Here is a 22,899-nt window from a genome sequence, read left to right on the forward strand (position 1 = left end):
GCATGTTGGCTGTTATTACACTTTGACCATACATTGCTTCATTTAGATTGATATCAAAGGCAAACGATTACGTTCTGGCTGAAAAAAATTCAAAAGAATTTTTAAAGCTGTGGTGAACCTAACTGAAAGCCAAACTGATTTATTAATATTATGTTTACCATCCTACTCAAAAGATTTTGAAAAATTAAACAGAAATGCAAATAAATAACCAAAGTCGTGATGTGTTCTATGTTTCTGACGGTACGGCGATAACATGTGAGACATTAGGACATGTTGTTCTCGGTCAATTTCCGTTCATTCCTAACGAAAAAACCTTTCCGTTCGTAGAAAGCCAGGACAAAGTTGCTGACGTTGTAAAAGAAATTGAAACTTCCTACCAACGCAATGGCGTCAAACCTCTGGTGTTTTTCTCTATCGTGGTGCCAGACGTACGCGAAATGCTGCTAGAAGCACCGGCATACAGCTACGATGTGCTTGAAAGCATTGTACAAAAGGTGCAAGACGACATTCAGATGGCTCCCGCCCCGAAGTTGCAGCGCTCTCGCAGTGTAGGGAAAGATTCCGATACCTATTTTGACCGTATTGCGGCGATCGAATACACCTTGGCTCACGACGATGGCATTACACTGAAAGGCTTGGAACAGGCTGATATCATTCTGCTTGGTGTATCGCGCAGCGGCAAAACACCAACCAGTTTGTACATGGCGATGCAGTTTGGCTTGCGCGTGGTGAACTACCCGTTTATTGCCGAAGACGTCAAGATGATGCGTTTGTTGCCAGAGTTCGAGGTGCATCGCCACAAACTGTTTGGCTTAACCATTACGCCTGAACGTTTGAATGAGATTCGTGAGAATCGCCTGTCGGGCAGCGACTATGCCAGTGAAGAGCAATGCAAGTTGGAGTTGGACACGGTTGAAGCTTTATTCAGAAGAGAAGCGATTCCTTACATCAACACGTCGTCATTGTCGGTAGAAGAAATTTCAACGCGCATTCTTGAGAGAGCCGGAATGAAACGCCGTTTGTTCGGCTAGTCACTTGGATGAGAGGAGGTTGCTATCAACCTCCTCTTTACGTATTACTGGTTATCAATTATCAGCTTATATAATTGTTCCTTAGTAGTACTGGAACATCTTCTGAACGTCTTGATAGTTCTTCGTTTGCGTGAGTGACAACATCAGCAAAATACGTGCTTTTTGTGGGTTTAGCGTGCCTGATGCAACAAAGCCGTATTTATCATCATCAATTTCTGCGTCCAAAGTCGTTGAGCCAGTTGGCGTGCGAGAGCTTCTGACGACAACAATGCCATCTTTGCTCGCTTTTTCTAGCTCATCAAAGACCGTGTGGTACAAGTTACCATTACCCACACCAGCACTTACAATACCGTCAAACTTGGCATCCACAAAGGCTTTGACTGGTAAGCTCGACGCATTTGCATAGTTATAAACAATGCCTACTTTAGGTAGTGTGTTGAGTTTTGATACATCGAATGGGGTTTCTGTCGTATGTTTACGCTCTGGGCTTCGTTGATATTTGGCATCGCTATTATGAATGTAACCGATAGGACCAAAGTTAGGTGACTGGAAAGTACTGACGGAAGTGGTGTTTGTTTTAGTTACGTCTCGCGCATCGAAAATAGTGTCATTCATCGCGACTAACACGCCGCGCCCTTCAGAATCTTCATCGGTGGCTGTCACGACGGCGTTGTATAAATTAACTGGGCCATCAGCACTCATTGCGGTGGAAGGACGCATTGCACCGACGATCACAACTGGCTTTTTGCTCTTGACGGTCAGATCAAGGAAGTAAGCGGTTTCTTCTAATGTATCGGTACCATGAGTAATGACGATACCGTCAACATCATCTTGAGCGAGCAGTTCGTTGACGCGTTTGGCTAATTTAAGCCATACCTCATCATTCATATCTTGTGAACCAATACTGACCACTTGCTCTCCGGAAATATCTGCAATGTTGGTCATGCTAGGTACCGCAGAAATCAATGATTCGACACCGACTTTACCTGCGGTGTAGTTTGACTCTGTCGCAGATTGACCTGCGCCTGCTATGGTGCCGCCAGTGGCAAGAATTTTAATGTTCGGAAGATCGGATTGCGCAAAAGAGAACGAACTGATGCATAAACCGAGAGTTATCGTACTGAGGCGGAAAAGATTTTTCGTCATAGGAATCACCTGCTGTTAGGTTGGATGTTGGGGAACTCATCTATCCTAAAAACAGCGGGTTAGATTTTTTGAGTGCTAGTTCAACAAATTGCAGATGAAGATCGTGATCAAGCAATCAGTTAAAGAACATTAATTCAAACAATTAACTTAAATAACGTGCTTCTTTAACAAGTGAGATGTACTAATAACGTGCACAATGCGTTATATGCTCTAATCTATTGATTGATAAATAAAGAGGGAAGGGAGGCGCGATTAGGTTACTAAACACGAATGGAGAAGTGCAACTTCTTCAAAGTTTACAGTGTAAAAAAAAGCGGCTTTACCCCGGAACAGATAAAAGCCGCTTGCCAATGATGTGTTAATTCACATCTTATCGCATAATCATTTGTTCACGACCAGGACCCACAGACACCATTTTTACTGGTACGCCCATCAGTTCCTCAATGCGTAGAACGTATTTCTGTGCTGCTACTGGAAGCTCTTCAAACTTACGACAACCTGTGATGTCCTCGCTCCAGCTTTCCATCTTCTCGTAGATTGGCGCAAGAGATGCAGTTTGAGGCCAGATTGGGTTTTCGCTGTGGTCGCCTTCGTAGCCAACACAGATTTTCAGATCGTTAAGGCCAGTCAAACAGTCTACTTTCGTTAGTGCAATTTCAGTTGCGGCTTGCAGTTCAACGCCATTCTTCGTAGCGACTGCGTCGAAGTAGCCCATATCGCGCGGACGACCTGTAGTTGCACCGAACTCGCCTGCAAGTTCACGGAAAGCGTCTTGCTCTTCCATTGCAGTGATCAACGTACCAGTACCTACTGATGAGCTGAATGCTTTTGCAACCGCAATCACGCGTTCAGGACGAAGTGCCGGAAGACCACTGCCGATACCCGCATACATTGATACAACGTTAGAAGATGTTGTCCAAGGGTACTCACCGTAAACAAGGTCACGACCCGCGCCAAGCTGCGCTTCGAACAATAGTGTTTTGTCTTTTGCTTGTAGCTCTTTTAAAGGAAGCGTTACGTTGCAAATTGAATCGCGCCAAGGTGCAGACACCTCTAGCAACCAGTTCGCCATTTCTTCCGCGGTTTGCTCGAACTCGAACGTCGGGTAAAGCGCACGCAGTTGCGGCAGTTTCCAATCCATCATGAATTGAAGGCGTTCAACCAATACTTCTGGTTGCTTCAACCAACCAACAAGAATGCCTTTCTTCATTACGCGGTCACCGTACGCAGGTGCAATACCTTGACGAGTTGAACCGTATGCTTTGTCGCCTAAACGTTGTTCTTCTAGCGTATCTTCTAGTGCGTGTAGAGGTAGACACAGTGTTGCGCGATCAGAGATGCACATATTCACTTTTACGCCCGCTTCTTCAACTTCCGCAATCTCCTGAGACAGCAATGCAGGGCTGATAACCATACCCGGACCTAATACTGCCAAACAGTCTGGGTTGAAAACGCCACTTGGTAGCTGGTGCAGCTTGAACGTACCTAGGTCGTTAACCACGGTGTGACCCGCGTTGTTACCACCTTGGAAACGAATGCTCGCAGAAGCTTGCTCTGCCAAAAAGTCAACGATGCGGCCTTTGCCTTCATCACCCCAGTTTGCACCCACAACAACGATAGACGACATAATTTAATCTCCAAAAACAGATGCAAAAATCTTAAGGCGTTCGCCATAATAAGAGAAATTAATTATACTCATTAACTTGATAAGAATCTCATATCGGAATTGGCAATGTTAGATTTGAACTGGCTGCGAACCTTCGTAACTCTTGCAGAGGTAAAGCATTTCGGCAAAACAGCGACGGAACTGCACATGACACAGCCGAACGTAAGTTTGCATATCAAGCAGTTGGAGCAAGCCACGCGCACGAAATTGATTGAACGAAATCCAGTGCAGTTGACGCAAGCGGGGAAGCGTTTGTTAGATACGGCTCAGCGAATGCTCAATGAGCTGCAAATTTGCCAATCGGATCTCAATGCCATCAACGATCTTACGCAAGGAACGCTTTCTATTGCGGCGAGCGATATCGTTTCACGTTTACTGCTTATCAAACCGTTCCAGCAATTCAAAAGTGAATACCCGGGTATCGACTTGGCATTGTTCAATACCACGTCTTCTCAAGCGGTGGATTTGGTGAAAAGTGCGCGTGCCGATATCGGCTTTGTTATCGCACAAAAAGAGAGTCAACCGCTGCATTTTACGCCTCTCACGCAAATTCACTGGTGTGCGTTTGGCGATAACATTTTTGAGTGGCAGGACAATCGAAAAGAGAGCCAGACGTTGATTCTGCTAGGGCACGACACGCGAACCCGTGAGCTGATAGATGCGTCTTTACCTGAGTTAAATCTGCCTAAGCATCGCGTGATGGAAGTGGGCAGTGTGGAAGCACAAATCGACTGGGCAGAAGCAGGATTTGGGACCGCCATTGTGCCGGATTTCTCTCTTGATCCGAGGTTAATGCTTTCCCGAGAAGTCACGCCTTTGCCTAGTTTTCCAAACACCGATTTCGGCTACATTGTGCGCCAAAATCAGGTGCTCTCCAAAGCCGCCAAACAGCTACTCACCTGGGTTGGAGAGAATGTGTCAGTGGTGGGAGAGTAACGGATGAAAGATGACGACATTATTGTTTCGCTTCCCTCTCTGATTCATCGCATTGGCGGTGAGAATGCTAAACGCATTAAAGTCATTGCGGCGGATTGCGGGTGTGACGTTAAGCGAGTTAGGCGCTCTCGTCATTGGCAAGTTTCTGGAGAAGCTTTGAACTTAAAAGCGTTACTTGATCAGCTAAAAGCAGGGCAGTGTGAAGAGCTAAGGTTTGTGATGAATAAGTTGGAGAAAGGGTTATCCGTTCATCAGGACAAACTGGAACCGTTGGAAGAAAAACTGATTCGGTTGGTGGCGCAAAAACCAAATATCACCTTGGCGGAGTTAATGACAGAAACGCACTGTACGATTGCGCAAGCCAGATCAGCTCGGTTTGAAGCGGAAATGCTCTAGCGTAGAATTTTTATTTACTCATTCTAGCAGCCAATGTTACGGTGCGGGCTATTACTAAAAATTAAGGCCATTTTTTATCATGGATATTTGGAAGCTCCTCCTTTTTATTCCCGCTTGCTTTGCTCTGAATATGACTCCAGGCCCAAACAACTTATTGGCAATGAATAATGCGCGTTGTTACGGTTTTCGTGCCGCGTTTGTCGCTAGTTTAGGTCGTATTACGGCATTTTCTGGCATGATCGCGTTGTCTGCCTCTGGGCTCGCAGTGATTTTGTACACATCAGAAATGCTGTTTTTAGCGTTAAAGCTGGTGGGGGCGTTGTATCTATTGTGGATTGCATTCAACCTTTGGCGTTCGGAATCGAGCCCGATCTCTGAGTTAACTAACTCTCGCAACTATGCAGGGCTTGCGAAACAAGAGTTTACGCTTGCCGCCGGTAACCCGAAGGCGATTCTTATTTTTACTGCGTTTTTGCCGCAGTTTGTTGATGTGAACGCCAACGTTCAAGAGCAGTTTTTTGCCCTTGGCTCCACGTTTTTGATTTTAGAAATGGTCGCCATTTCAATTTACGCGATTTTTGGTTTGTACCTTAGACATTGGTTTTCAAATCCAAAGATGGCGAAACGTTTTAATCGCGGATGTTCGCTGTTTTTAGCCGCATCTGGTGTGAATTTGCTACTAAGTAAGCAATAACGCACATCATTTCTGTAGCGTATTTTTTCTATTAAAAAAAGAGCCGCTGATGTTATATCAGCGGCTCTTTTCGTTGATGCATCTATTGTTTGTTGTTACCACATCAAGTCATCTGGCACGACGAAATCTGCGTATGGATCGTCTTCTGCTGGAATGTCCGATTCTGGTTCTTTCTGTTCGATGATGACGGATTCATCACGTTGAGCAATTTTATTCGCTACTCCGCGTGGAATGACAACGTAGCTTTCACCGACAATCGCAATGGCTAGAATGCCTTTAATCAACTGTTCACGGATGAGAGCATCAACATACAGTGACTTAACCAAGGTGCCATGGGTGAAGTTGTACTTAATATCGCCATCTTTTAAGTCGATCTTGTTCATCTCAATCAATTGATTGATTTGCGCTTTGATCTCTTTATTCAAACGCTCGGCATTTTGCTGTTCGCTCAATTGTTTATCACGCTCTAACTGTTGGCGTTTATTCTCTTCAACCGCCGCTTTTACTTCGCGTGCTTGAACGCGTGATTTTTTAGAGCCTTTCTTCGCTTTCTTTAGTTTCTTTTCATTAACTAAGCCAGCTTTCAGCATTTGTTCTTGAAGGGTAAGTTTTGCCATGTTTCATCCAGTTAGTGCGCAATTTTGTGCATTTTAGCGAGTCCTTATCAGCAAGGAAAGGGCGATGATGACACGTCGGAGAAATTATCGGACTCAAGCAAACGCAATGCGTCCCAAAGCATCACTTGGTTGGAGCTTAGTACAGGAATACCAAAGCGGCTTGAGAAATAAGGCAGTAGATGCATGACTCGCATGTTCGTGCATGAAATAAATACCGCGTCCACAGTGCAATCAATCGACTCAAGCAGCTGCGCTAAGGCATTTTCTACGTCTTGTCCTCCGATGGTTGGGATATGGGGATCGTAGTCGAGATTGAAATACCCAAAGGCCAGAACGTCAATGCCATGTTCGGTCATGGACTCATAAAGTGGGTGATTGACGTCATTGGTATACGGCGTCAGCATAACGATTCTTTGAGCTTGATGGTGTTCAAGCGCTCTCAGTGCGGCTTGCCAAGGGTTAGTTGTTATGGCTTCGGGTCTCTCTTGACGAATTAAATCAGTGATTTGATCGGAGCCAATGAGCACACTAGCTGACGTACAGCCAAACGCCATGACGTTGATTGGCCACATTGGCACGATGGTGCGTACACACTCGCGGATACTGTTTTGCATGTCTGTTAAGTGCAGAGGATCGACAGTACCTGTGGTGAGAAAGCGTGAAGTGTATAAGCGAACATCTGCGGGTAAATGCTCGCGCCATTCGTTTTCTAGCACATAATCGGTCGCGAGTTGAATGAGTCCGATTGAACGTTGATAAGCGGAGACATCCGCCGAAAACTCAAACTGAGTGGTTAAAGATTGAAACGTACAGAGCTCTGGCATGTTACGGCCCTCAAAAAGTGCGGTGGTTGCCCACCGCCAAAGTCACAGGGAATAAGTTACATCGTGGATTGAATGCTGGTGAGTTGTTGAGCGGTATAGTCAGCGATTGCGGTGTCTTGAACGCCAGTTCCCGTTAAATCACATACCGAAACATCGTCAACACGCCTTGAGTAGGGGTGCTTGCCGCAAATGATGTCGCCAAGTTCGACTAGGCTGCGGGTGAGCGGTTTGTCTACACCACGTAATTCGCCAAGTGATTCTGACTGACTGATTCGATCAACCACCAGATGCTCAGCGTTTAGGATGACTGAGGTGGCAAGCTCACGTTTATGAGGGCTGTCTGAACCCATAGCGATCACGTGTGCTCCGGATGGGATATCTTCCCAATTCAGCAAAGGTTCTTTTGATGGTGTTGTCGTGACAATAATGTCGGCTTCTTGGCATGCTTGCTGGATAGAGGAGTGTACGGATACGGATAGATCGTATCGTTGCTCCATACGTTGTTTGTAAGCCTGCGATTTTGTGTTGTCTCTTGCCCAGATGTTCACTTGGGAGATTGGCCTAACTAATTTTATTGCAGCGACTTGTAGTTCTGCTTGAAGCCCACTGCCAATAACCGTAATTTTGGATGCTTCTGAGTTCGACAGGTATTTCGCGGAGATAGCGCCGGCGAGAGCAGTACGAACATCGGTTAGATACCCTTCGTCAAACAATACGCTATCAACCAGCCCTGTTTTCGCGCTAAAGAGCACCATCAAACCATTTAGGCTGGGTAGTCCCAGTTTTGGGTTATCAAAAAAACCAGGGCTGATTTTTATCGCGAAGCGCTCATTGCCTTTGATATGCGCCGTTTTTACATCCACTTCGCCGTTATGTTCTTCGATTGCCATACTAAGAATCGGAGGCATGGTGACGTTGCCTTGCCCAAGTGCTTTGAAGCCATTTTCCACGGCCGCTAACGCATTAAGATCTAACTGAGTCACTCGCTCTATCTGAGATTTATTATAGATTTTCATTCGCACGACCTCGGTTATTCTTTGACTTGGCGGCCAATTTTTAATGCCGTCTCAAAAGTGTCTGAAGAGACGTTTTTTCCACTGAGCACCAAAACGACTTTCTTACCGCGTAAGTCCAGTTGATGCTGGTGAATGGCGGCAAGCCCCACTGCGGCCGCGCCTTCTACGGCAAATTTTTCTGCATCGAAAATATCTGCCATGCCTTTGGCGATGTTGTGTTCACTGACTAAAAACGCTTTATCCATGACTTCTTGCACGAGTTTGAAGGTATAGCGATTGTCTAAACCTATGCCGCCACCTAAGCTGTCAGCAAACGATTCGTGCTCTTCCACTTGTACTGGTTTTCCTGCTTTAATGCTTTCTACCATCGCAGCGCCTTTGTCCATGGAAACGCCATACACGTTCACTTTGCTGCTGTTTGATTTTACGGCTAAGCCAATACCACCAATCAATCCGCCGCCAGATAGCCCGGCGAAAATGACGTCGACATCAGGAAGATCTTCAATGATTTCTAGCCCAATGGTCCCTTGTCCGGCGATGATGTCTGGGTGTTCGAATGGTGAGAGATAAGTCATCGACTCTTCTTCCGTTAGCCTCAATGCTTCTCGCTCCGCGTCGTCTTGAGCTTGACCAACTATTCGAACTTCTGCGCCTAATGCTTTAATTGCGTCGACTTTGTTTTGTGGCACTAAATTGGACATACAAATCACGGTGCGGACTCCTAGTCGTTGCCCAGCATAAGCCACGGCACGGCCGTGATTACCAGTAGAGCAAGTGACGACGCCATGTTGTTTTTGTTCCTCACTCAGTTTGTTCATGGCATGAGTCGCTCCACGCAATTTAAAAGCACCAATAGGTTGTAGTGTTTCCAGTTTTAACCAAATTTCACATTGATATTGTTGCGATAACAGTGGTGAGTGAAGTAATGGTGTGCGACTGACTAATCCGTTAATCGCTTTCTTTGCGGCAAAGATTGCTTGTGTTTCCATGTAGTACGTCTCTTAGGACCGCCCCCTCTAATTGGGTAGAGAGGGCGGTAATCGTTGGTAGGTTTGTGAGTTGGTTAATTCGCGGCTATTTTGGCTGCCACTGTTTAGACGTGACGAGGTTATCCATCACTTTATTGACCGCTTGGTGCGCTTTGTCGACAATAGTGTCGATGTCATTACGGTTCGCGATAAGCGGTGGAGCAAAGCCGAGGATGTCACCATGTGGCATGGCACGAGCGATTAAGCCTTGCTCTAAACAGGCTGCCGCGATTTGCGGACCCACTTTCAAGTTTGGATCAAAGTGTGCTCGGCGGAGTTTGTCTGAAGAAAACTCCAACGCATGCAACAAGCCAACGCCACGAGTATCACCGACCAATGGATGATCGTTAAACGTCTCCGCCATGCGTTGCTGCAAGTAAGCGCCGACTTCGGCTGCGTTTTGCACCAAGCCTTCACGCTCAATGATATCGAGGTTGCAGTTCGCGGCTGCCGCTCCCATTGGGTGACCGGAGTAGGTATAACCGTGTCCGATAGCGCCCCATTGGTCGGTGCCGTTTTCTAGCACACTCCAAACTCGTTCACCGACGATCACGCCAGACAGCGGTTGATACGCTGAGGTTAACCCTTTCGCTACCGTGATGAGATCCGGTTTCATGTCGTAGTGCAGCGAGCCAAAATCGGAGCCGAGGCGGCCAAAGCCGCAGACCACTTCATCCGCAATCAAGAGTACATCGTATTTGTCGAGTACTTTACGAATCGCCTGCCAGTACCCTTCTGGTGGTGGCACAATACCGCCAGTTCCGAGCACTGGTTCCGCAATCATCGCTGCGACCGTTTCTGGGCCTTCTTCCAAGATCATCGCTTCGAGTTGATCCGCACAATATTGAGAGAATTCAAGCTCAGACATACTCTCGTCTTCACGGCGATAGTAATACGGCGCCATGGTGTGCTTGATGCGCTCAAGCGGTAAATCAAAATGTGCGTGGAAGAGAGGCAGCCCTGTCATCGAGCCCGAAGCGATACTTGAGCCATGGTAGCCGCGATCACGGGAGATAATTTTTTTCTTCTCTGGTAGACCACGAGCATTGTTGTAATACCACACCAACTTAAGTTGAGTTTCGTTCGCATCACTGCCTGACATGCCGTAGTAGACTTTACTCATGCCTTCAGGCGCCATTTTGATGATGCGATCTGACAGTGTCACTAGTGCTTCGTTGGTATGACCGACGTAAGTATGGTAGTACGCCAGCTCTTTGGCTTGTTCATAAATAGCATCGGCCATTTCAGTCCTGCCATAGCCAATGTTCACACAATACAACCCGGCAAAGCCGTCTATCAGCTCGATGCCTTCTGAATCGGTGATGCGTATTCCGCTTCCGCTCGAGATAATTCTTCCCGAAAGCTCCCCAGCCGCATACTGCTTCAGGTGGGTTGAGGCATGAAATACTCTCTGACGGTCGATCTCTAAAAGTTGTTTGGTTTTGTTGCTCATGATCCTTCTCCTCGAATAATTGGATATCCATATTTCGTGCCTTAACTGCCACTGACGGTTGGTAAAGCGCCTAAGCAGCAGTATTTGATTTCACTGTATTCTTCAAAGCCGTGGCGACTGCCTTCTCGTCCAAGCCCTGACTGTTTCACACCGCCAAATGGGATAGGGTGGCCAGTCATCTTGACGGAGTTCACGCTCACCATGCCAAATTCCAAACCACGCATGCAGCGCCAAATTTGGTGAATATCGTGACCATAAACATAGGCAGCTAAGCCGTACTCAGTGTCGTTGCTCATTTCAATCACGGTATCTAAGTCTTGGTAAGGCAACACGCCTGCCACAGGACAAAAATTCTCTTCGCGATACACCGCCATGTCTGGGGTGACATCGGCCAACAATGTCGGCGCGAAGAAGTTTTCGCCTGGTACGGGCTGGTGGTATCCCGCTACCAATCGCGCGCCTTTGTCGAGTGCGTCACGCACCAAATCATGCGCTTTATCCACCGCAGCGCGATTGATCAGCGGCCCCATGGTGGTTTTTTCATCTAAACCATTGCCCAAAACAATGTGGTTCATTTCTTTGGCAAACGCTTCCAAAAACGCTTCGTACTTATCGTCAGGGACGAAAATACGGTTTGCGGCCAAGCAGTCTTGTCCTGCGGTTTGAAACTTGGCATCCACGGCGGCTTTGGCTGCTTGCTCGACATCCATATCTGGCAGCACGATGAAAGGGGCATTACCGCCGAGCTCCATACTGCACTTCTTCACGGTTTGTGCCGCGTCGCGCAGCAGCAACTTACCCACTCGAGTAGAACCTGTGAATGAGAGCGCTTTGACTTTATCGGAGTGACACAAGGTTTGTGACACCATCACCGCATCGCCAGTGATCACGTTAAATACACCAGGTGGAAAGCCAGCTCGGTCTGCTAACTCTGCCAAGGCCAATGCGGAGAAAGGCGTTTCACTGGCAGGTTTGATAAGCACCGGACAGCCTATCGCTAATGCTGCGGCGGCTTTACGGGTGACCATTGCATTAGGAAAATTCCATGGTGTAATCAATGCTGCGACACCAATCGGTTCGCGCACCGTTGACAGCTGCGCATTCGGAATATGACTTGGGATGGTTTCGCCATAACTGCGGCGTGCTTCCTCTGCAAACCAACGAACAAAGGATGCGCCGTAGTCAATTTCACCCAAAGCATCACTTAATGTTTTGCCTTGCTCCATAACCATCAAACGAGCAAGATCTTGTTTTGATTCTAAAATCAGATCGTGCCAACGCATGAGAATTTCAGCGCGTTCTTCTGCTTGCATTTTTCGCCATTGACGAAAGGCTTGGTCGGCTTCATCAATCGCTTGATAGAGTTGTTGCTGAGATAGCTTGGTGATGTAGCCGATGACCGTACCATCCGCTGGATTATCCACCGGATGAAATTGGTCACCACTTACCCATTTGCCATTTATGTACGCTAAACCTCTCACCAAACGTACGTCTTTCATTATCGCCATCATGTCGTGCGAGGCTTTTAATTCCTCAGCATGTAAGCTGTGCAGTGCTGTCATGAGTCCTTCTCCCAGCGTCGTTGTCCATAGTTAAACTGTAATGGAGAAGTGACCGAAATAATTTCTGATGCCGAGGTTTAAACCATCAAAACTTTCTTTTCCACACCATCAGATATGGTGATTTTTCTGGTCGTCTTTTAAGCGTGTTTTCCCTTTTAGAACAAGGCGTTTTGGTTCACTTCTAATGTGCCTGCATCACGTTTGATTGTTTTCGTCACGATGTAAGTAAAGTAGCGCTCAATGCCCACTTCTGACTCTAACCAGTTGTCGATAAGCCGCTGATATTGATCAATATCTTCCGACTGAATTTTGAGGATGTAATCGACACCGCCGCCTGTGGCATAACAATCAGTGACTTCTGGTGAGTGTTGAACCAGTTGCTCGAAACGTTTGAACGCTTGGGCGCTGTGCTCTTTGAGCGTAACTTCAACCATGACCGACGTTCGTTTGAACAAAACATCGGTATTTACTTTTGCCCCGTAGCCTTCAATGATGCCTGCTTCTTCCAGTTTTTTGACACGCTCCCAGCAAGGGCTCACGGATAGGTTAATGGCCTCGGCAAGGTGAGATTTGGTAATACGGCCATTGTCATGAAGTATTTGTAGAATTTTTACGTCGTAGCGATCGAGGCGCATAATTGGTCTCCCTGTAAAATACCAATCAGTTCAGAATAGTTGATGACTGGTCAACCGCTATAAGGTGGCCCGAAGGCCACTCCTTTTTCTGTTATTGATTCTGTTATTGATTGAACTCTTGCTCCAGTGAGCTCAGCACCGCTTTACCGCTGTCGCCTGTAAGCTCGATGTATTTGTCCCGCATTGGCATAGAGGCTTGTTTAAATGCTGCACGTTCGTCACTGTCGAGTTTGATCATCTGCATATCTGGTTTTGCTTGCTTAATTTGATCAAGACGTTTTTGGTTAAACTCATCCTGTTTTTCAAATATAAAGTCAGTCATACCAGCGATGACTTTATTGACCTGATCTTGGCGGGCTTGTGGGAGGGTTTCGAACCAGCTGTTATTGGTAATGACAGTAGTAGTAAATTGTTGTTGTCCTGCCCAGATCATGTAGTCGTTCACTTCGTAGAACTTCATTTCTTCGATAGCAAAAACGGGGTTTACTTGACCATCGATCATTTTAAGTTGCAGAGCACCATAGACTTCTGAGTAGGGTAAAGGCGTAGGGTCGGCTCCAAACGATTTATAAGCCTCAACCAGCATTGGCGATGCCATCACGCGCATTTTGAAGTTATCAAAATCTTTTGGAGAACGAATCTCACGGTTGGTCGTCCACACCATTTCACCTTCTGGATACATAGTGAGAAGTTTGAGGTTTTTCTGTTCTAGCTTTCCGCCGAGTGTGTCATAGATAGTAAGGCTTGAACTCAGCACTTTTTTATTCACATCATTGTCTTGCGACAAAAGGTAAGGGATGGAGAAAACCTGCATTTCGGGCACGAATGAACCAAAAATACCTGGCGATGCGTTGGTAAATTGGATAATACCGTTCGCAGTAAGCTCGGTAAGATCTTCTGACTGACCTAATGTGCCGTATGGATAGACTTCCACTGTGACGTCGCCATCGGTTGCATTTTCGATGCGCTTTTTAAACTCTTGCGCATAAGCATCTTGCACCGAGCCTTTGACTTCTTCTAGAGCGAATTTCCACGTTTCTGCATAAACATTGCTGGTGGCAAAGCTGGCTGCGATCAGTACGGCACTCGTTAGGTAGCTGTGTTTCATCGGATTCATCCATTTCTTCCTTAATCAGTTTGTGAGTCAATTCACCAACGGCAGGTGATACACCAGACCCGATGTTGTGTCGTGTTTAGGGCGTGTTGACCTTTCGAGCTGATTTTTGCTGCGCTTTGTGGGTGGCCTACATAAAAAGCCGATAACGCAGTAGAAATGAACCACAAAGGCTGCCCGAAGGGTTCGAGCTAGGCGCCCCCGCAAAAATCGTTTTATGCTTTGTTGAAGACCATTTGCTTAGAATGACTAGGCTGCATAGTCTTCGCCGCGCCTAAAACGATTTTACCTCGAACAAAATTTAACCGCGAAAGGTCAATACGCCCTAGTAAGAGTTAGTTTAATTCGCCACAGTCTTCGGCAATTACGGCGACCGTGTCACCAATGTTGACCATGGCAGGGAAACGACGTGCAGCAAAAATCCCACTGCGCTGCGCTTTGTATTCGATTGGGTCGCTCCCTGTACGCTCGGTTGAATAGATTCTTGCCAGTACATCGTCTTGTTTGATGGTATCGCCAAGCTCAAATAAGTATTCGGTGATACCGTTGTGCTGGCTTTGCACGTAGCAACTTGCATCGGGCATATCAAGCAACCTAGTTGGCAGGGTTGGTTTTTCGTAATCACCTGATAAGTTGCCCGAAAAACGCAAGAAGTTACGAATACCTCGGTCGGCATAAGCGATGGTTTCTGGAGTGCTGGTTCCGCCACCTCTGAGCTCTGTGGTGACGAAGATTTTGCCTTGAGATTCCACTGCGGTGTCGTACAGGCTGGTGGCGTCCATTTCGAGCAAGATCATGGTGTAAGGTGCGCCAAACAGTTTCGCACCTAAGATGCATGCTTCTTCTTGATCGAGGTTGTCGAGACGATGGGCTGCGGCGAAAGGCACGATGTCTAACGTTTTTCCACCTGAATGAATGTCTAACGCAAAGTCGCACATGGGTACTAAGTAACGAGTAAAGTAATCCGCGATTTTTTCGGTCACTGAGCCTACAGGGTTTCCGGGAAAGCTGCGATTTAAATTCCCTTTATCGATAGACGATGTGCGCGAGGCATTTTGTACCGCAGGTAAGTTCATCATTGGCACAATAATGACGCGACCTTGTATTTGCTCTGCTTGCAGCGAGTTTGCCAATTTTAGCAGGCTGGTGATGCCTTCGTATTCATCACCGTGATTACCGCCAGTAAGCAGCGCCGTTGGCCCGTGACCATTTTTTATCACGGTGATAGGTATCATGATGCTTCCCCAAGCGGAGTCATCATGGGAATAGGGCAACGCTAAAAAGCCGTGCTGCACGCCTTCTCGGTCAAAGTCTACGGTGGCTGTGATCGAGCTCTTTTGCATATCGAGTCCTTTTTGTTCTTAAGCCTAGTTCAACAGAACTTACGGTTTGAAAAGTTAGTGTTTAACAAATAAGTGGCGTGGGAAATCACACAGTGTTTTTGCACCATCACGGGTGATCACAATGCTTTCGGTGGTTTCTAACCCCCAATCTTCAAACCATAGCCCCGGCATAAAGTGGAATGTCATGCCTTCTTTTAATACGGTTTTATCGGTGTCTCGCAAGCTCATGGTTCGTTCGCCCCAGTCAGGAGGGTAGCTCAGACCAATTGGGTAACCACATCGGGCGCCTTCACGTGAGAATCCTGCTTTATCGAGGACTTGGTTCAATGCATTGGCGATGTCGGCGCAGGTATTGCCTGGTCTTGCCACTTCTAATCCTGCTTCGAGACCTAAAGTTAATGCTTCATCTGCACGTTTGAATTTGTCGTCCGGTTCTCCAAGAAAAATAGTGCGAGAGAGTGGGCAATGGTAACGGCGATGCGCGCCAGCGATTTCGAAAAAAGTACCTTCGCCTTTTTTGAAAGGCCTATCATCCCACGTTAGGTGAGGTGCAGAAGCATCAGAACCAGATGGCAAAAGCGGTACGATCGCGGTGTAATCGCCAAAGTGATCTTCATGCCCAAGTACTGCTTGGCGGTTAATCTCGGCGACAAGGTGATGTTTCGGCAATCCTGGCTCGATCATATCGAACGCGACGCGATGCATGTTTTCAACAATGCGAGCTGCGCGGTACATATAAGCCAGTTCTTGATCAGATTTAACGGCGCGACACCAATTGACTAGCCCGGTTGCATCGAGAAGTTGAGCATTCGGTAAGTGCGTGGTGAGTGACTCGTAAGCAGTGGCGCTAAAGTAATAGTTATCTTTTTCCACCCCGATACGACCGCGATCCCAAAGACGCGGGGCGAGTACCGCTTCTACCAGAAAATCCATTGGGTGTAATGGTGGGTTCATTACATAATGGTCTGGGTAGTAGGTGATATTTTCTGCCGACATATACGCAGTTCTGTATGCCCCATTGGCATCTTGGCAGCGCCCAAACCAAACAGGCTCGCCAGATGATCCTACAACGACACATTGTGGGACATAAAAAGACCAACCGTCATAACCTGTCAGCCATGCCATGTTAGAAGGATCGTGAATGATAAGGACATCCAACTCTCGTTCTTCCATCGACTGCCGAACTTTTGTTAATCGGTCCTGGAATTCATCCAGTGTAAAATGCAAAGCAACGCCTCTCATATTTTCTCCTTGTTAAAAATCCGACGCCTTATGGGCCTTCGGAGACGTTGAGGTATTTCTACCTTCCACCAGGTCAGCCAGACCTGCGTTTAAAAACTATTGCAACTCATCACTGCGGCTGGGTTTGGATTAAACGATGCCATTTAACATGTTTGTTGAATCTATATATCTCATGTCAATCATTACAATTGTGGCTCATTTTTGTGCATTACACCGCATTTGATGGCTAAAAGCTCGCCATTTGTTAAATTGAAGTTACAATGAGCGTTAAAAATGAATCAATTAAAATATTGTGTCATGACAATTTCTTTGAACCCGATCATTCGCCCAGGCACCGCTAAGTACATCTCCATTGGCAATTATCTTGTCGAATGTGTCCGCAGTGGTTACCTAAAACCCGGTACTCGACTACCCACACATCGTGAGTTTGCGGAGCAAATTGGCGTGAGCGTACAAACCGTCAGTCATGCATATGGTTATGCAGAGAAAAAAGGTGCGCTCGAGTCTTGGGTGGGAAACGGTACGTTTGTAAAATCAGGATTTGTGGATGAAAGCACGGACACGGAGTTCATGCTGACGCAAGAGATGAAAGAAACGCCGGATGAAATTGATATGTCGATCGCTCATCCGGTAGTAACCGATCGCCACATTACGCTTTTTAATCAGGCGTTAATGGAAATTGCTGGGCAAACAAACAATCGCAGTTTGATCAGTAAAGCAAAGCCAGTAACAGGTCAGCCTCATCATATTGAGTCCGGAGCGCGATTTCTCAGTAGCCAAGGGTTAGACGTTGGTACCGATCAAATATTACTCACAAACGGTGCATGCCATGGCTTGACCTTGGCTTTAAGCACCGTTGTTGAACACGGTGATTTAGTCGCTTGTGGCCACTTAGTCGATCATGGCTTGATCTCTCGCTCGAGAATGCTTGGATTTAAGTTACAGCCGCTTGAGATGGATGAGTTTGGTATCACGCCGGATGCATTTGAATGGGCATGTAAACACAAACCAATCAAGGCGCTGTGTTGCACACCGAGCATGGCCAATCCGAATAGTGCGCATATGGACATTTCGCGCCGAGAGGCGATAGCAAATATTGCGAAGCAGTATGAGATCTACGTGATTGAAGATGACGTGTATGGGGCACTAGAGCCCAATCGTGTACCACCTCTCGCCGCACTGTTACCCGAGCAGGCTTTTTATGTCACCAGTTTAACCAAAGTCGTAGCGCCAGGTATGCGTACGGGCTATTTAACGGTCCCACGTCATTTTTTGCAGCATGCGATTGGCCGTTTAGCAGCGACGAGTTGGTCTGCGACCCCGCTACCGTTTGAAGTCGCTCATTTGTGGATCGAGAACGGTACATTAAATCGACTTATTCGATTTCAAGTCAATGAATTTGCCAAGCGCCAGCGAATAGCAAAAGCCACTTTAGAAGGGCATGTTTATAGCTCACACCCGAATGGTCAGCACATTTGGTTGAGGTTACCTGAGCAGTGGAGCAGTGATGATCTGGTCGCTTCGGCTAAGCGTTCTGGGGTGCAGATCACGGGGTATAAACCTTTTGTTCTCGATACTAATCAGCCAATGCCTTGCGTGCGAATCAGTTTGGGAGCAGAGACTAATCGAGGCTACATCAAGCATGGGTTGTCTGTTATTGCAGAAATTCTCGATACAAACCCTCCAACCTCTCACTTTTTGGTCTGAGCAGTATGCTCTGACCAATTTTTTCTGCGAAAGCGCCAAGTTCAGAAAATCTTTCTTATTCACCTGATTGACTTGATTGTCATGAAAAAGATAACGTTTCATTAACATTTTTGTTGATCAGGAGCAGCGCGGATGAAAGGGATTTTTCAGTGGCTAGATAAATATATACAGAAAGCGGAGGCGGCACTGCTCATTGGTTCGGTGCTTCTTATTGCGTTGAACTCAATTGCTAACGTATTAGGGCGCTACCTCTTTAGCCAAAGCATCTACTTTTCAGAAGAACTCAATTATTTCCTCATTATCGCCGTCACGTTTATTGGTTGCAGTTATGCTGCCCGCCAATCTCGCCATATCCGTATGACGGCATTTACCGATATGCTTCCAAAGCGTATACAAACTTTAGCCAACGGCATTATTTATTTACTCACCGCTGCATTGGTGGCGGTACTAACTTGGTATTCGTGGCAATACATTGGCAAGGTGAGCCAAATGGGGCGTCTTTCTCCTGCAATGCAAGTACCTTTGAGTTGGGTGTACTTAATCGCACCGATTGGCCTTTTCTTTAGCACGGTTCAGTTCGCGCGTGTGGGTGGTCGCCATATCAAACGTTTCATAACGCTGACAAAGCTTTCACGCTCATCTCGACCAGATGGCATCGGCTCTGCCACTAAGCAGGAGAAAGCGCTATGACGACCGCTCTTGTTGCAACGATGATCACGTTGTTGGCTTTTGGCTTTCCGATGTTGGTACCGCTATTAGCGGCGACCATGTTGGGATTTATTGTTTTTCTTGGCTTGGGGCCAGATTTTATGATCCAGCAAATGCTTGCTGGCATCAAACCCGCTGCGTTGATCGCTGTGCCTATGTTTATTCTCGCGGCAGAAATTATAACCCGAGGCGTGGCAGCAACGCGCTTGCTAGATGTCGCAATGGCGTTTGTTGGGCACGTTCGTGGCGGTCTGGCGATCACCTCATCGCTTAGCTGTGCGATGTTTGGTGCGGTATCTGGGTCTACACAAGCCACCGTTGTTTCTGTTGGCTCTATTATGCGACCGAAAATGTTGGAGTATGGTTACAAAGACAGCTTTGCTCTGGCTTTGATTATTAACGCCTCTGACTTAGCGCTCCTTATTCCACCGAGTATCGGTATGATCATCTATGGTGTGGTGTCTGGAACATCGGTTGCTGAGCTGTTTATTGCTGGTATTGGACCGGCGATCGTGATTTTATTGATGTTTTCTGCCTACTGTTATTTTTATGCAGGCAAAAGCTCTGTAGAAAATGCCCCGCGAGCCAGCTGGAAAGAACGTTGGACCACAATACGTAAAGCGGTTTTACCATTTGGTTTTCCGATCATTACTGTTGGCGGTATTTATGCTGGAGTATTTAGCCCTACCGAAGCGGCGTCGGTTTCGGTGTTGTACGCTGTGTTATTAGAAATGGTTATCTTCCGTAAAGTGAAATGGAAGGAGCTTGGCGAAATCGCGCTTTCTACGGGCATGGTTACCGCGGTGGTATTTATCTTAGTCGCAGCAGGGGCTGCTTTTTCTTGGGTAATTTCATTTGCCCAGATCCCGCAAGAATTGTTGGGTATGATCGGGATTAATGATCTTTCGCAGACCGAGTTACTGGTCGTTATTTCAATTGCGTTCTTTATTGGTTGTATGTTCGTTGATCCAATCGTAGTGATGCTGATTTTGATCCCTATCTTTGCACCTGTGATTAAGTCCTCTGGCATTGACCCAGTACTTGTCGGCACCATCGTGACCTTGCAAGCAGCGATAGGTTCTGCAACGCCGCCATTCGGTTGTGATATTTTTACCGCGATTGCCGTGTTTAAACGCCCTTATGTAGAAGTGATTCGCGGGACACCACCGTTTGTGTTCATCTTGCTTTTGGTCTCTGTGATGCTGATTTTCTTCCCTTCGATTTCACTTTTCTTACGTGATTTAGCGTTTCGATAGTATCGACTAAACGCTCAAAGCCGCTGAATATCGGCGGCTTTTTAATCTATGCTCTCAAACTGGTTCAACTTATTCTGTTCTCCAGTCTCCATTGGCTAGGCGACTTTCCTGTCCAACTGCGAAAGTGGCGGCTGAATACCGCAGTTTCTGCATAACCCAGTTGCAACGCGATATCGGTAATACTCTGAATATTCTCACTTAAACGCTGCTCGGCGAAATCCTGACGCACTTGCTGCAACAGCTGTCGATAACTCGTGCTCTGCTGCTTTAGCTTGCTTTGCAGCATTCTCGGATGCAGGTCTAATGCTCTTGCAACGCGCTCCACGCTGCATTCTCCCGTCGACAACAAACGACCAATCATATTCGCTGCTTGATCACTCAGATTGTTAGGATAGCGGGTTTGTAAATACTTGAGGTGCTGTTGAAAGTGGCGATCCAGTGCGTCTTCGTCTTGGTGGTTCTTAGCGTTAAGCAGACTCGCTTTAAGTAGGATACCGTCAAACTTATCACCGAAACGCAGTTTGTTCTGTTGGGCAAACTTGCTTTGCTCTACTTCCAAGGTTGCGTGTTGAGTCAAATGTAGCGCGAAGTGGCTTGCTTCAATATCGAGCAAACTGGCGATAAACATGGCTAAGTGTGACACACTGAGCTGCATCAACTGCGCAATACCGCGGTCACTATTCACATCAATATTGAGCGACAATCGTACCCAATCATCCTGTGGCGTCATGTTGAGAGTAACGCCTGACGAATGCAGATAGAGATAATCATTCACCCGCGCCAATGCATCACCGACCGTTTCAGCACGAGAAACCAGCATCGGCAAATCGCCTAAACTTTGCAGGTTTTGGCGCTCGGCGAGTAACGCACCAAACAACGGTTGCTGACAACGAGCAGCCGCTTCTTCCAGTAATTCAGCCAACCTAGGGTAGGCGAGATAGGTATCGGGATCGCGAAACTGCGCGGCAGACAGGCCAACAGCGGCCATTATCTCTTGCGGATTCTGACCTAATTCTGAAACCAAGCTATCAAATTTATCGGCAGCGCCACTTCGTACGATATACATGTCTCGATTTTAAAATGTTAACAGGTTGTAAATCGCAATATATCAAATTTACTTCGTAAAAGGTCAAGTGAGTGTCAGTGAGTTGATCTAAGTTACATTTCGATAACAACAACGCATGGATGAGAAGCTGTATGGAACTTATCAATAAAACTGCCATCGTGACTGGCGCTGCGGGTGGAATTGGGCAAGCTATTATTGCAAAGCTAAGAGAGCAAGGAGCCAAAGTGCTTGCTGTCGATATTTCAGAGCAATCACTGCAAATGTACGCAAGTTTTGGCCCTAAGCAGTTGGAAACCTTTGTTGCGGACGTCACCGATTACCAACAAGTCGAAGCCATGGTGAAGTACGCGGTCGAACAATTTGGCTCACTTGACATCATGGTCAACAATGCAGGTATCGGCGCACCGAAACCTCTGCTTGAACATGATCCTATCGCCGACTTTGAGCCTATCTCTAAAGTCAACCAAAACGGCGTTTACTATGGAATTCTCGCCGCTGGACGACAATTCCAAGCGCAAGGGACACCGGGCGTGATCCTCAATACCTCTTCCGTTTACGCCCAAATGGCCTCCGAGATGACGTTTACCTACAACGTCAGTAAAGCCGCAGTCGATATGATGACCAAATGCGCCGCTTTAGAGTTAGCGCCTCTGGATATTCGTGTGTGCGCGGTCGCTCCGGGACGCGTCGATACTCCGATGTTAAGGCAATACGAAGAGATCGGCTTGTGGAACCACATCCGCAAAGAACAGATGCGCCAAAACTTCACGCAACCAGAAGAGATTGCCAACGTGGTAGCGTTTCTTGTCAGCGAAAAAGCAAACTGTATCAACGGCTGCACCATTAGCGCATCTGACGGTTTCGAGAATTTTAAGTACCCACTCATGGGATAGATGGAATAGGCGAGCACGCCAAATTACAGCAATAGTGAGGATGTAAGTTATGTCATTACCAGAAGTTATTCAGCATCAAGATTTCCTATTAACTCTTAATACGAATGAAGAGTCGATCATCAAAGACGCGCTACCGGGTGTTGATGTTTACCCGCTGTTTCTTGATCCAGAAAACGGTACGTGGGTGATTCGCGCCAAGTTCAAACCGGGCGTGACTCTACCTAAGCACTTCCACACTGGTGTGGTGCACTTCTATACCCTAAGCGGCGCTTGGCACTACATTGAATACCCAGACCAAGTTCAAACCGCAGGTAGCTATTTATATGAGCCAGGTGGTTCGATTCATACCTTCCACTGTCCAGAAGAGTCGGGTGGTGCAGATGGCTTTATGGTGATCCAAGGTGCGAACATTAACTTTGACGAAGAGGGTAACTTTCTCAACATCATGGACGCAGGTTGGATTGAGCAAGTTGTTATTGCAACAGCGAAAGCACAAGGCTTCACCGCGCGCTACATCAAACCGGGTGCGATTGCTGGTCTCAGCGATGAGCTAGCGGAGTAACCCC

At 46.9% G+C, this 22,899-nt stretch carries 22 protein-coding genes; 9 read left to right on the forward strand and 13 right to left on the reverse strand.

Going from position 1 to position 22,899, the window contains the following annotated elements:
* The first annotated feature begins 194 nt into the window (after positions 1-194).
* Positions 195-1,031, forward strand: a complete 837-nt coding sequence (locus L3V27_RS01065) for a pyruvate, water dikinase regulatory protein (RefSeq protein WP_029830623.1) — start codon at positions 195-197, stop codon at positions 1,029-1,031.
* An 81-nt stretch (positions 1,032-1,112) separates the two neighbouring features.
* Here L3V27_RS01065 and ansB read toward each other — a convergent pair whose 3' ends face one another.
* Both ansB and L3V27_RS01075 read right to left on the reverse strand, forming a co-directional pair.
* Positions 1,113-2,177: an L-asparaginase 2 gene (gene ansB, locus L3V27_RS01070; protein WP_237310766.1), complete on the reverse strand. Its 1,065-nt coding sequence runs from the start codon at positions 2,175-2,177 to the stop codon at positions 1,113-1,115.
* Positions 2,178-2,547: 370 nt separating this feature from the next.
* Positions 2,548-3,804, reverse strand: coding sequence for an adenylosuccinate synthase (locus L3V27_RS01075; protein WP_104973443.1), 1,257 nt, complete (start codon positions 3,802-3,804; stop codon positions 2,548-2,550).
* 105 nt (positions 3,805-3,909) lie between these two features.
* Here L3V27_RS01075 and L3V27_RS01080 point away from each other — a divergent pair, with 105 nt between their 5' ends.
* The 3 genes from L3V27_RS01080 to L3V27_RS01090 all read left to right on the forward strand — a co-directional run bounded on the left by L3V27_RS01080 (position 3,910) and on the right by L3V27_RS01090 (position 5,869).
* A complete protein-coding gene (locus L3V27_RS01080; RefSeq protein WP_006741384.1) occupies positions 3,910-4,779 on the forward strand; it encodes a LysR family transcriptional regulator in 870 nt (289 codons plus the stop codon).
* A gap of 3 nt (positions 4,780-4,782) precedes the next feature.
* Positions 4,783-5,175, forward strand: a complete 393-nt coding sequence (locus tag L3V27_RS01085; RefSeq protein ID WP_237310767.1) for a ribosome recycling factor family protein — start codon at positions 4,783-4,785, stop codon at positions 5,173-5,175.
* A 79-nt stretch (positions 5,176-5,254) separates the two neighbouring features.
* Positions 5,255-5,869: a LysE family translocator gene (locus L3V27_RS01090; protein WP_006741386.1), complete on the forward strand. Its 615-nt coding sequence runs from the start codon at positions 5,255-5,257 to the stop codon at positions 5,867-5,869.
* A 95-nt stretch (positions 5,870-5,964) separates the two neighbouring features.
* Here L3V27_RS01090 and L3V27_RS01095 read toward each other — a convergent pair whose 3' ends face one another.
* From L3V27_RS01095 to doeA, 10 genes are all read right to left on the reverse strand, one after another.
* Positions 5,965-6,486, reverse strand: coding sequence for a DUF2058 domain-containing protein (locus tag L3V27_RS01095; RefSeq protein ID WP_006741387.1), 522 nt, complete (start codon positions 6,484-6,486; stop codon positions 5,965-5,967).
* A 47-nt stretch (positions 6,487-6,533) separates the two neighbouring features.
* A complete protein-coding gene (locus L3V27_RS01100; protein WP_114323418.1) occupies positions 6,534-7,310 on the reverse strand; it encodes an Asp/Glu racemase in 777 nt (258 codons plus the stop codon).
* Positions 7,311-7,366: 56 nt separating this feature from the next.
* Positions 7,367-8,326: a cyclodeaminase gene (locus L3V27_RS01105; protein ID WP_237310768.1), complete on the reverse strand. Its 960-nt coding sequence runs from the start codon at positions 8,324-8,326 to the stop codon at positions 7,367-7,369.
* A 14-nt stretch (positions 8,327-8,340) separates the two neighbouring features.
* The gene (gene eutB, locus L3V27_RS01110) at positions 8,341-9,315 is read right to left on the reverse strand and encodes a hydroxyectoine utilization dehydratase EutB (protein WP_237310769.1); all 975 of its coding nucleotides are present in this window, start codon (positions 9,313-9,315) and stop codon (positions 8,341-8,343) included.
* 85 nt (positions 9,316-9,400) lie between these two features.
* Positions 9,401-10,807 carry an aspartate aminotransferase family protein gene (locus L3V27_RS01115; RefSeq protein ID WP_199804230.1) on the reverse strand — a complete coding sequence of 469 codons (1,407 nt, stop codon included), beginning with the start codon at positions 10,805-10,807 and terminating at the stop codon, positions 9,401-9,403.
* Between the two features lie 41 nt (positions 10,808-10,848).
* The gene (locus L3V27_RS01120) at positions 10,849-12,369 is read right to left on the reverse strand and encodes an NAD-dependent succinate-semialdehyde dehydrogenase (protein ID WP_237310770.1); all 1,521 of its coding nucleotides are present in this window, start codon (positions 12,367-12,369) and stop codon (positions 10,849-10,851) included.
* 155 nt (positions 12,370-12,524) lie between these two features.
* Positions 12,525-13,004, reverse strand: a complete 480-nt coding sequence (locus tag L3V27_RS01125) for an Lrp/AsnC family transcriptional regulator (RefSeq protein WP_006741393.1) — start codon at positions 13,002-13,004, stop codon at positions 12,525-12,527.
* Positions 13,005-13,107: 103 nt separating this feature from the next.
* A complete protein-coding gene (gene dctP / locus L3V27_RS01130) occupies positions 13,108-14,121 on the reverse strand; it encodes a TRAP transporter substrate-binding protein DctP (RefSeq protein ID WP_237310771.1) in 1,014 nt (337 codons plus the stop codon).
* Positions 14,122-14,453: 332 nt separating this feature from the next.
* A complete protein-coding gene (gene doeB, locus L3V27_RS01135) occupies positions 14,454-15,461 on the reverse strand; it encodes a N(2)-acetyl-L-2,4-diaminobutanoate deacetylase DoeB (protein ID WP_006741395.1) in 1,008 nt (335 codons plus the stop codon).
* Between the two features lie 54 nt (positions 15,462-15,515).
* Entirely contained in the window at positions 15,516-16,703 is a 1,188-nt protein-coding gene (gene doeA / locus L3V27_RS01140; RefSeq protein ID WP_005392731.1) for an ectoine hydrolase DoeA, read from the reverse strand.
* Positions 16,704-16,976: 273 nt separating this feature from the next.
* Between doeA and L3V27_RS01145 the strand changes: the two genes are divergently transcribed.
* The 3 genes from L3V27_RS01145 (at position 16,977) to L3V27_RS01155 (ending at position 20,374) form a co-directional block, all read left to right on the forward strand.
* On the forward strand, positions 16,977-18,410 hold the full coding sequence (locus L3V27_RS01145; RefSeq protein WP_237310772.1) for a PLP-dependent aminotransferase family protein: 1,434 nt from the start codon (positions 16,977-16,979) through the stop codon (positions 18,408-18,410).
* A 132-nt stretch (positions 18,411-18,542) separates the two neighbouring features.
* Positions 18,543-19,100: a TRAP transporter small permease gene (locus L3V27_RS01150; RefSeq protein ID WP_047008059.1), complete on the forward strand. Its 558-nt coding sequence runs from the start codon at positions 18,543-18,545 to the stop codon at positions 19,098-19,100.
* The gene (locus L3V27_RS01155; RefSeq protein ID WP_005392736.1) at positions 19,097-20,374 is read left to right on the forward strand and encodes a TRAP transporter large permease; all 1,278 of its coding nucleotides are present in this window, start codon (positions 19,097-19,099) and stop codon (positions 20,372-20,374) included. The genes L3V27_RS01150 and L3V27_RS01155 overlap by 4 nt, the downstream gene beginning before the upstream one ends.
* A gap of 64 nt (positions 20,375-20,438) precedes the next feature.
* Here L3V27_RS01155 and L3V27_RS01160 read toward each other — a convergent pair whose 3' ends face one another.
* Positions 20,439-21,440 carry an AraC family transcriptional regulator gene (locus L3V27_RS01160; RefSeq protein WP_237310773.1) on the reverse strand — a complete coding sequence of 334 codons (1,002 nt, stop codon included), beginning with the start codon at positions 21,438-21,440 and terminating at the stop codon, positions 20,439-20,441.
* 131 nt (positions 21,441-21,571) lie between these two features.
* Here L3V27_RS01160 and L3V27_RS01165 point away from each other — a divergent pair, with 131 nt between their 5' ends.
* Together L3V27_RS01165 and L3V27_RS01170 are read left to right on the forward strand one after the other, a co-directional pair.
* Positions 21,572-22,333 carry an SDR family oxidoreductase gene (locus L3V27_RS01165; protein WP_145472724.1) on the forward strand — a complete coding sequence of 254 codons (762 nt, stop codon included), beginning with the start codon at positions 21,572-21,574 and terminating at the stop codon, positions 22,331-22,333.
* A 49-nt stretch (positions 22,334-22,382) separates the two neighbouring features.
* Entirely contained in the window at positions 22,383-22,895 is a 513-nt protein-coding gene (locus L3V27_RS01170) for a 2,4'-dihydroxyacetophenone dioxygenase family protein (protein WP_025796094.1), read from the forward strand.
* The last annotated feature ends 4 nt before the right edge of the window (positions 22,896-22,899 follow it).

Source organism: Vibrio sp. J2-3(2022) (assembly GCF_021725735.1).
Lineage (GTDB): Bacteria > Pseudomonadota > Gammaproteobacteria > Enterobacterales > Vibrionaceae > Vibrio > Vibrio diabolicus.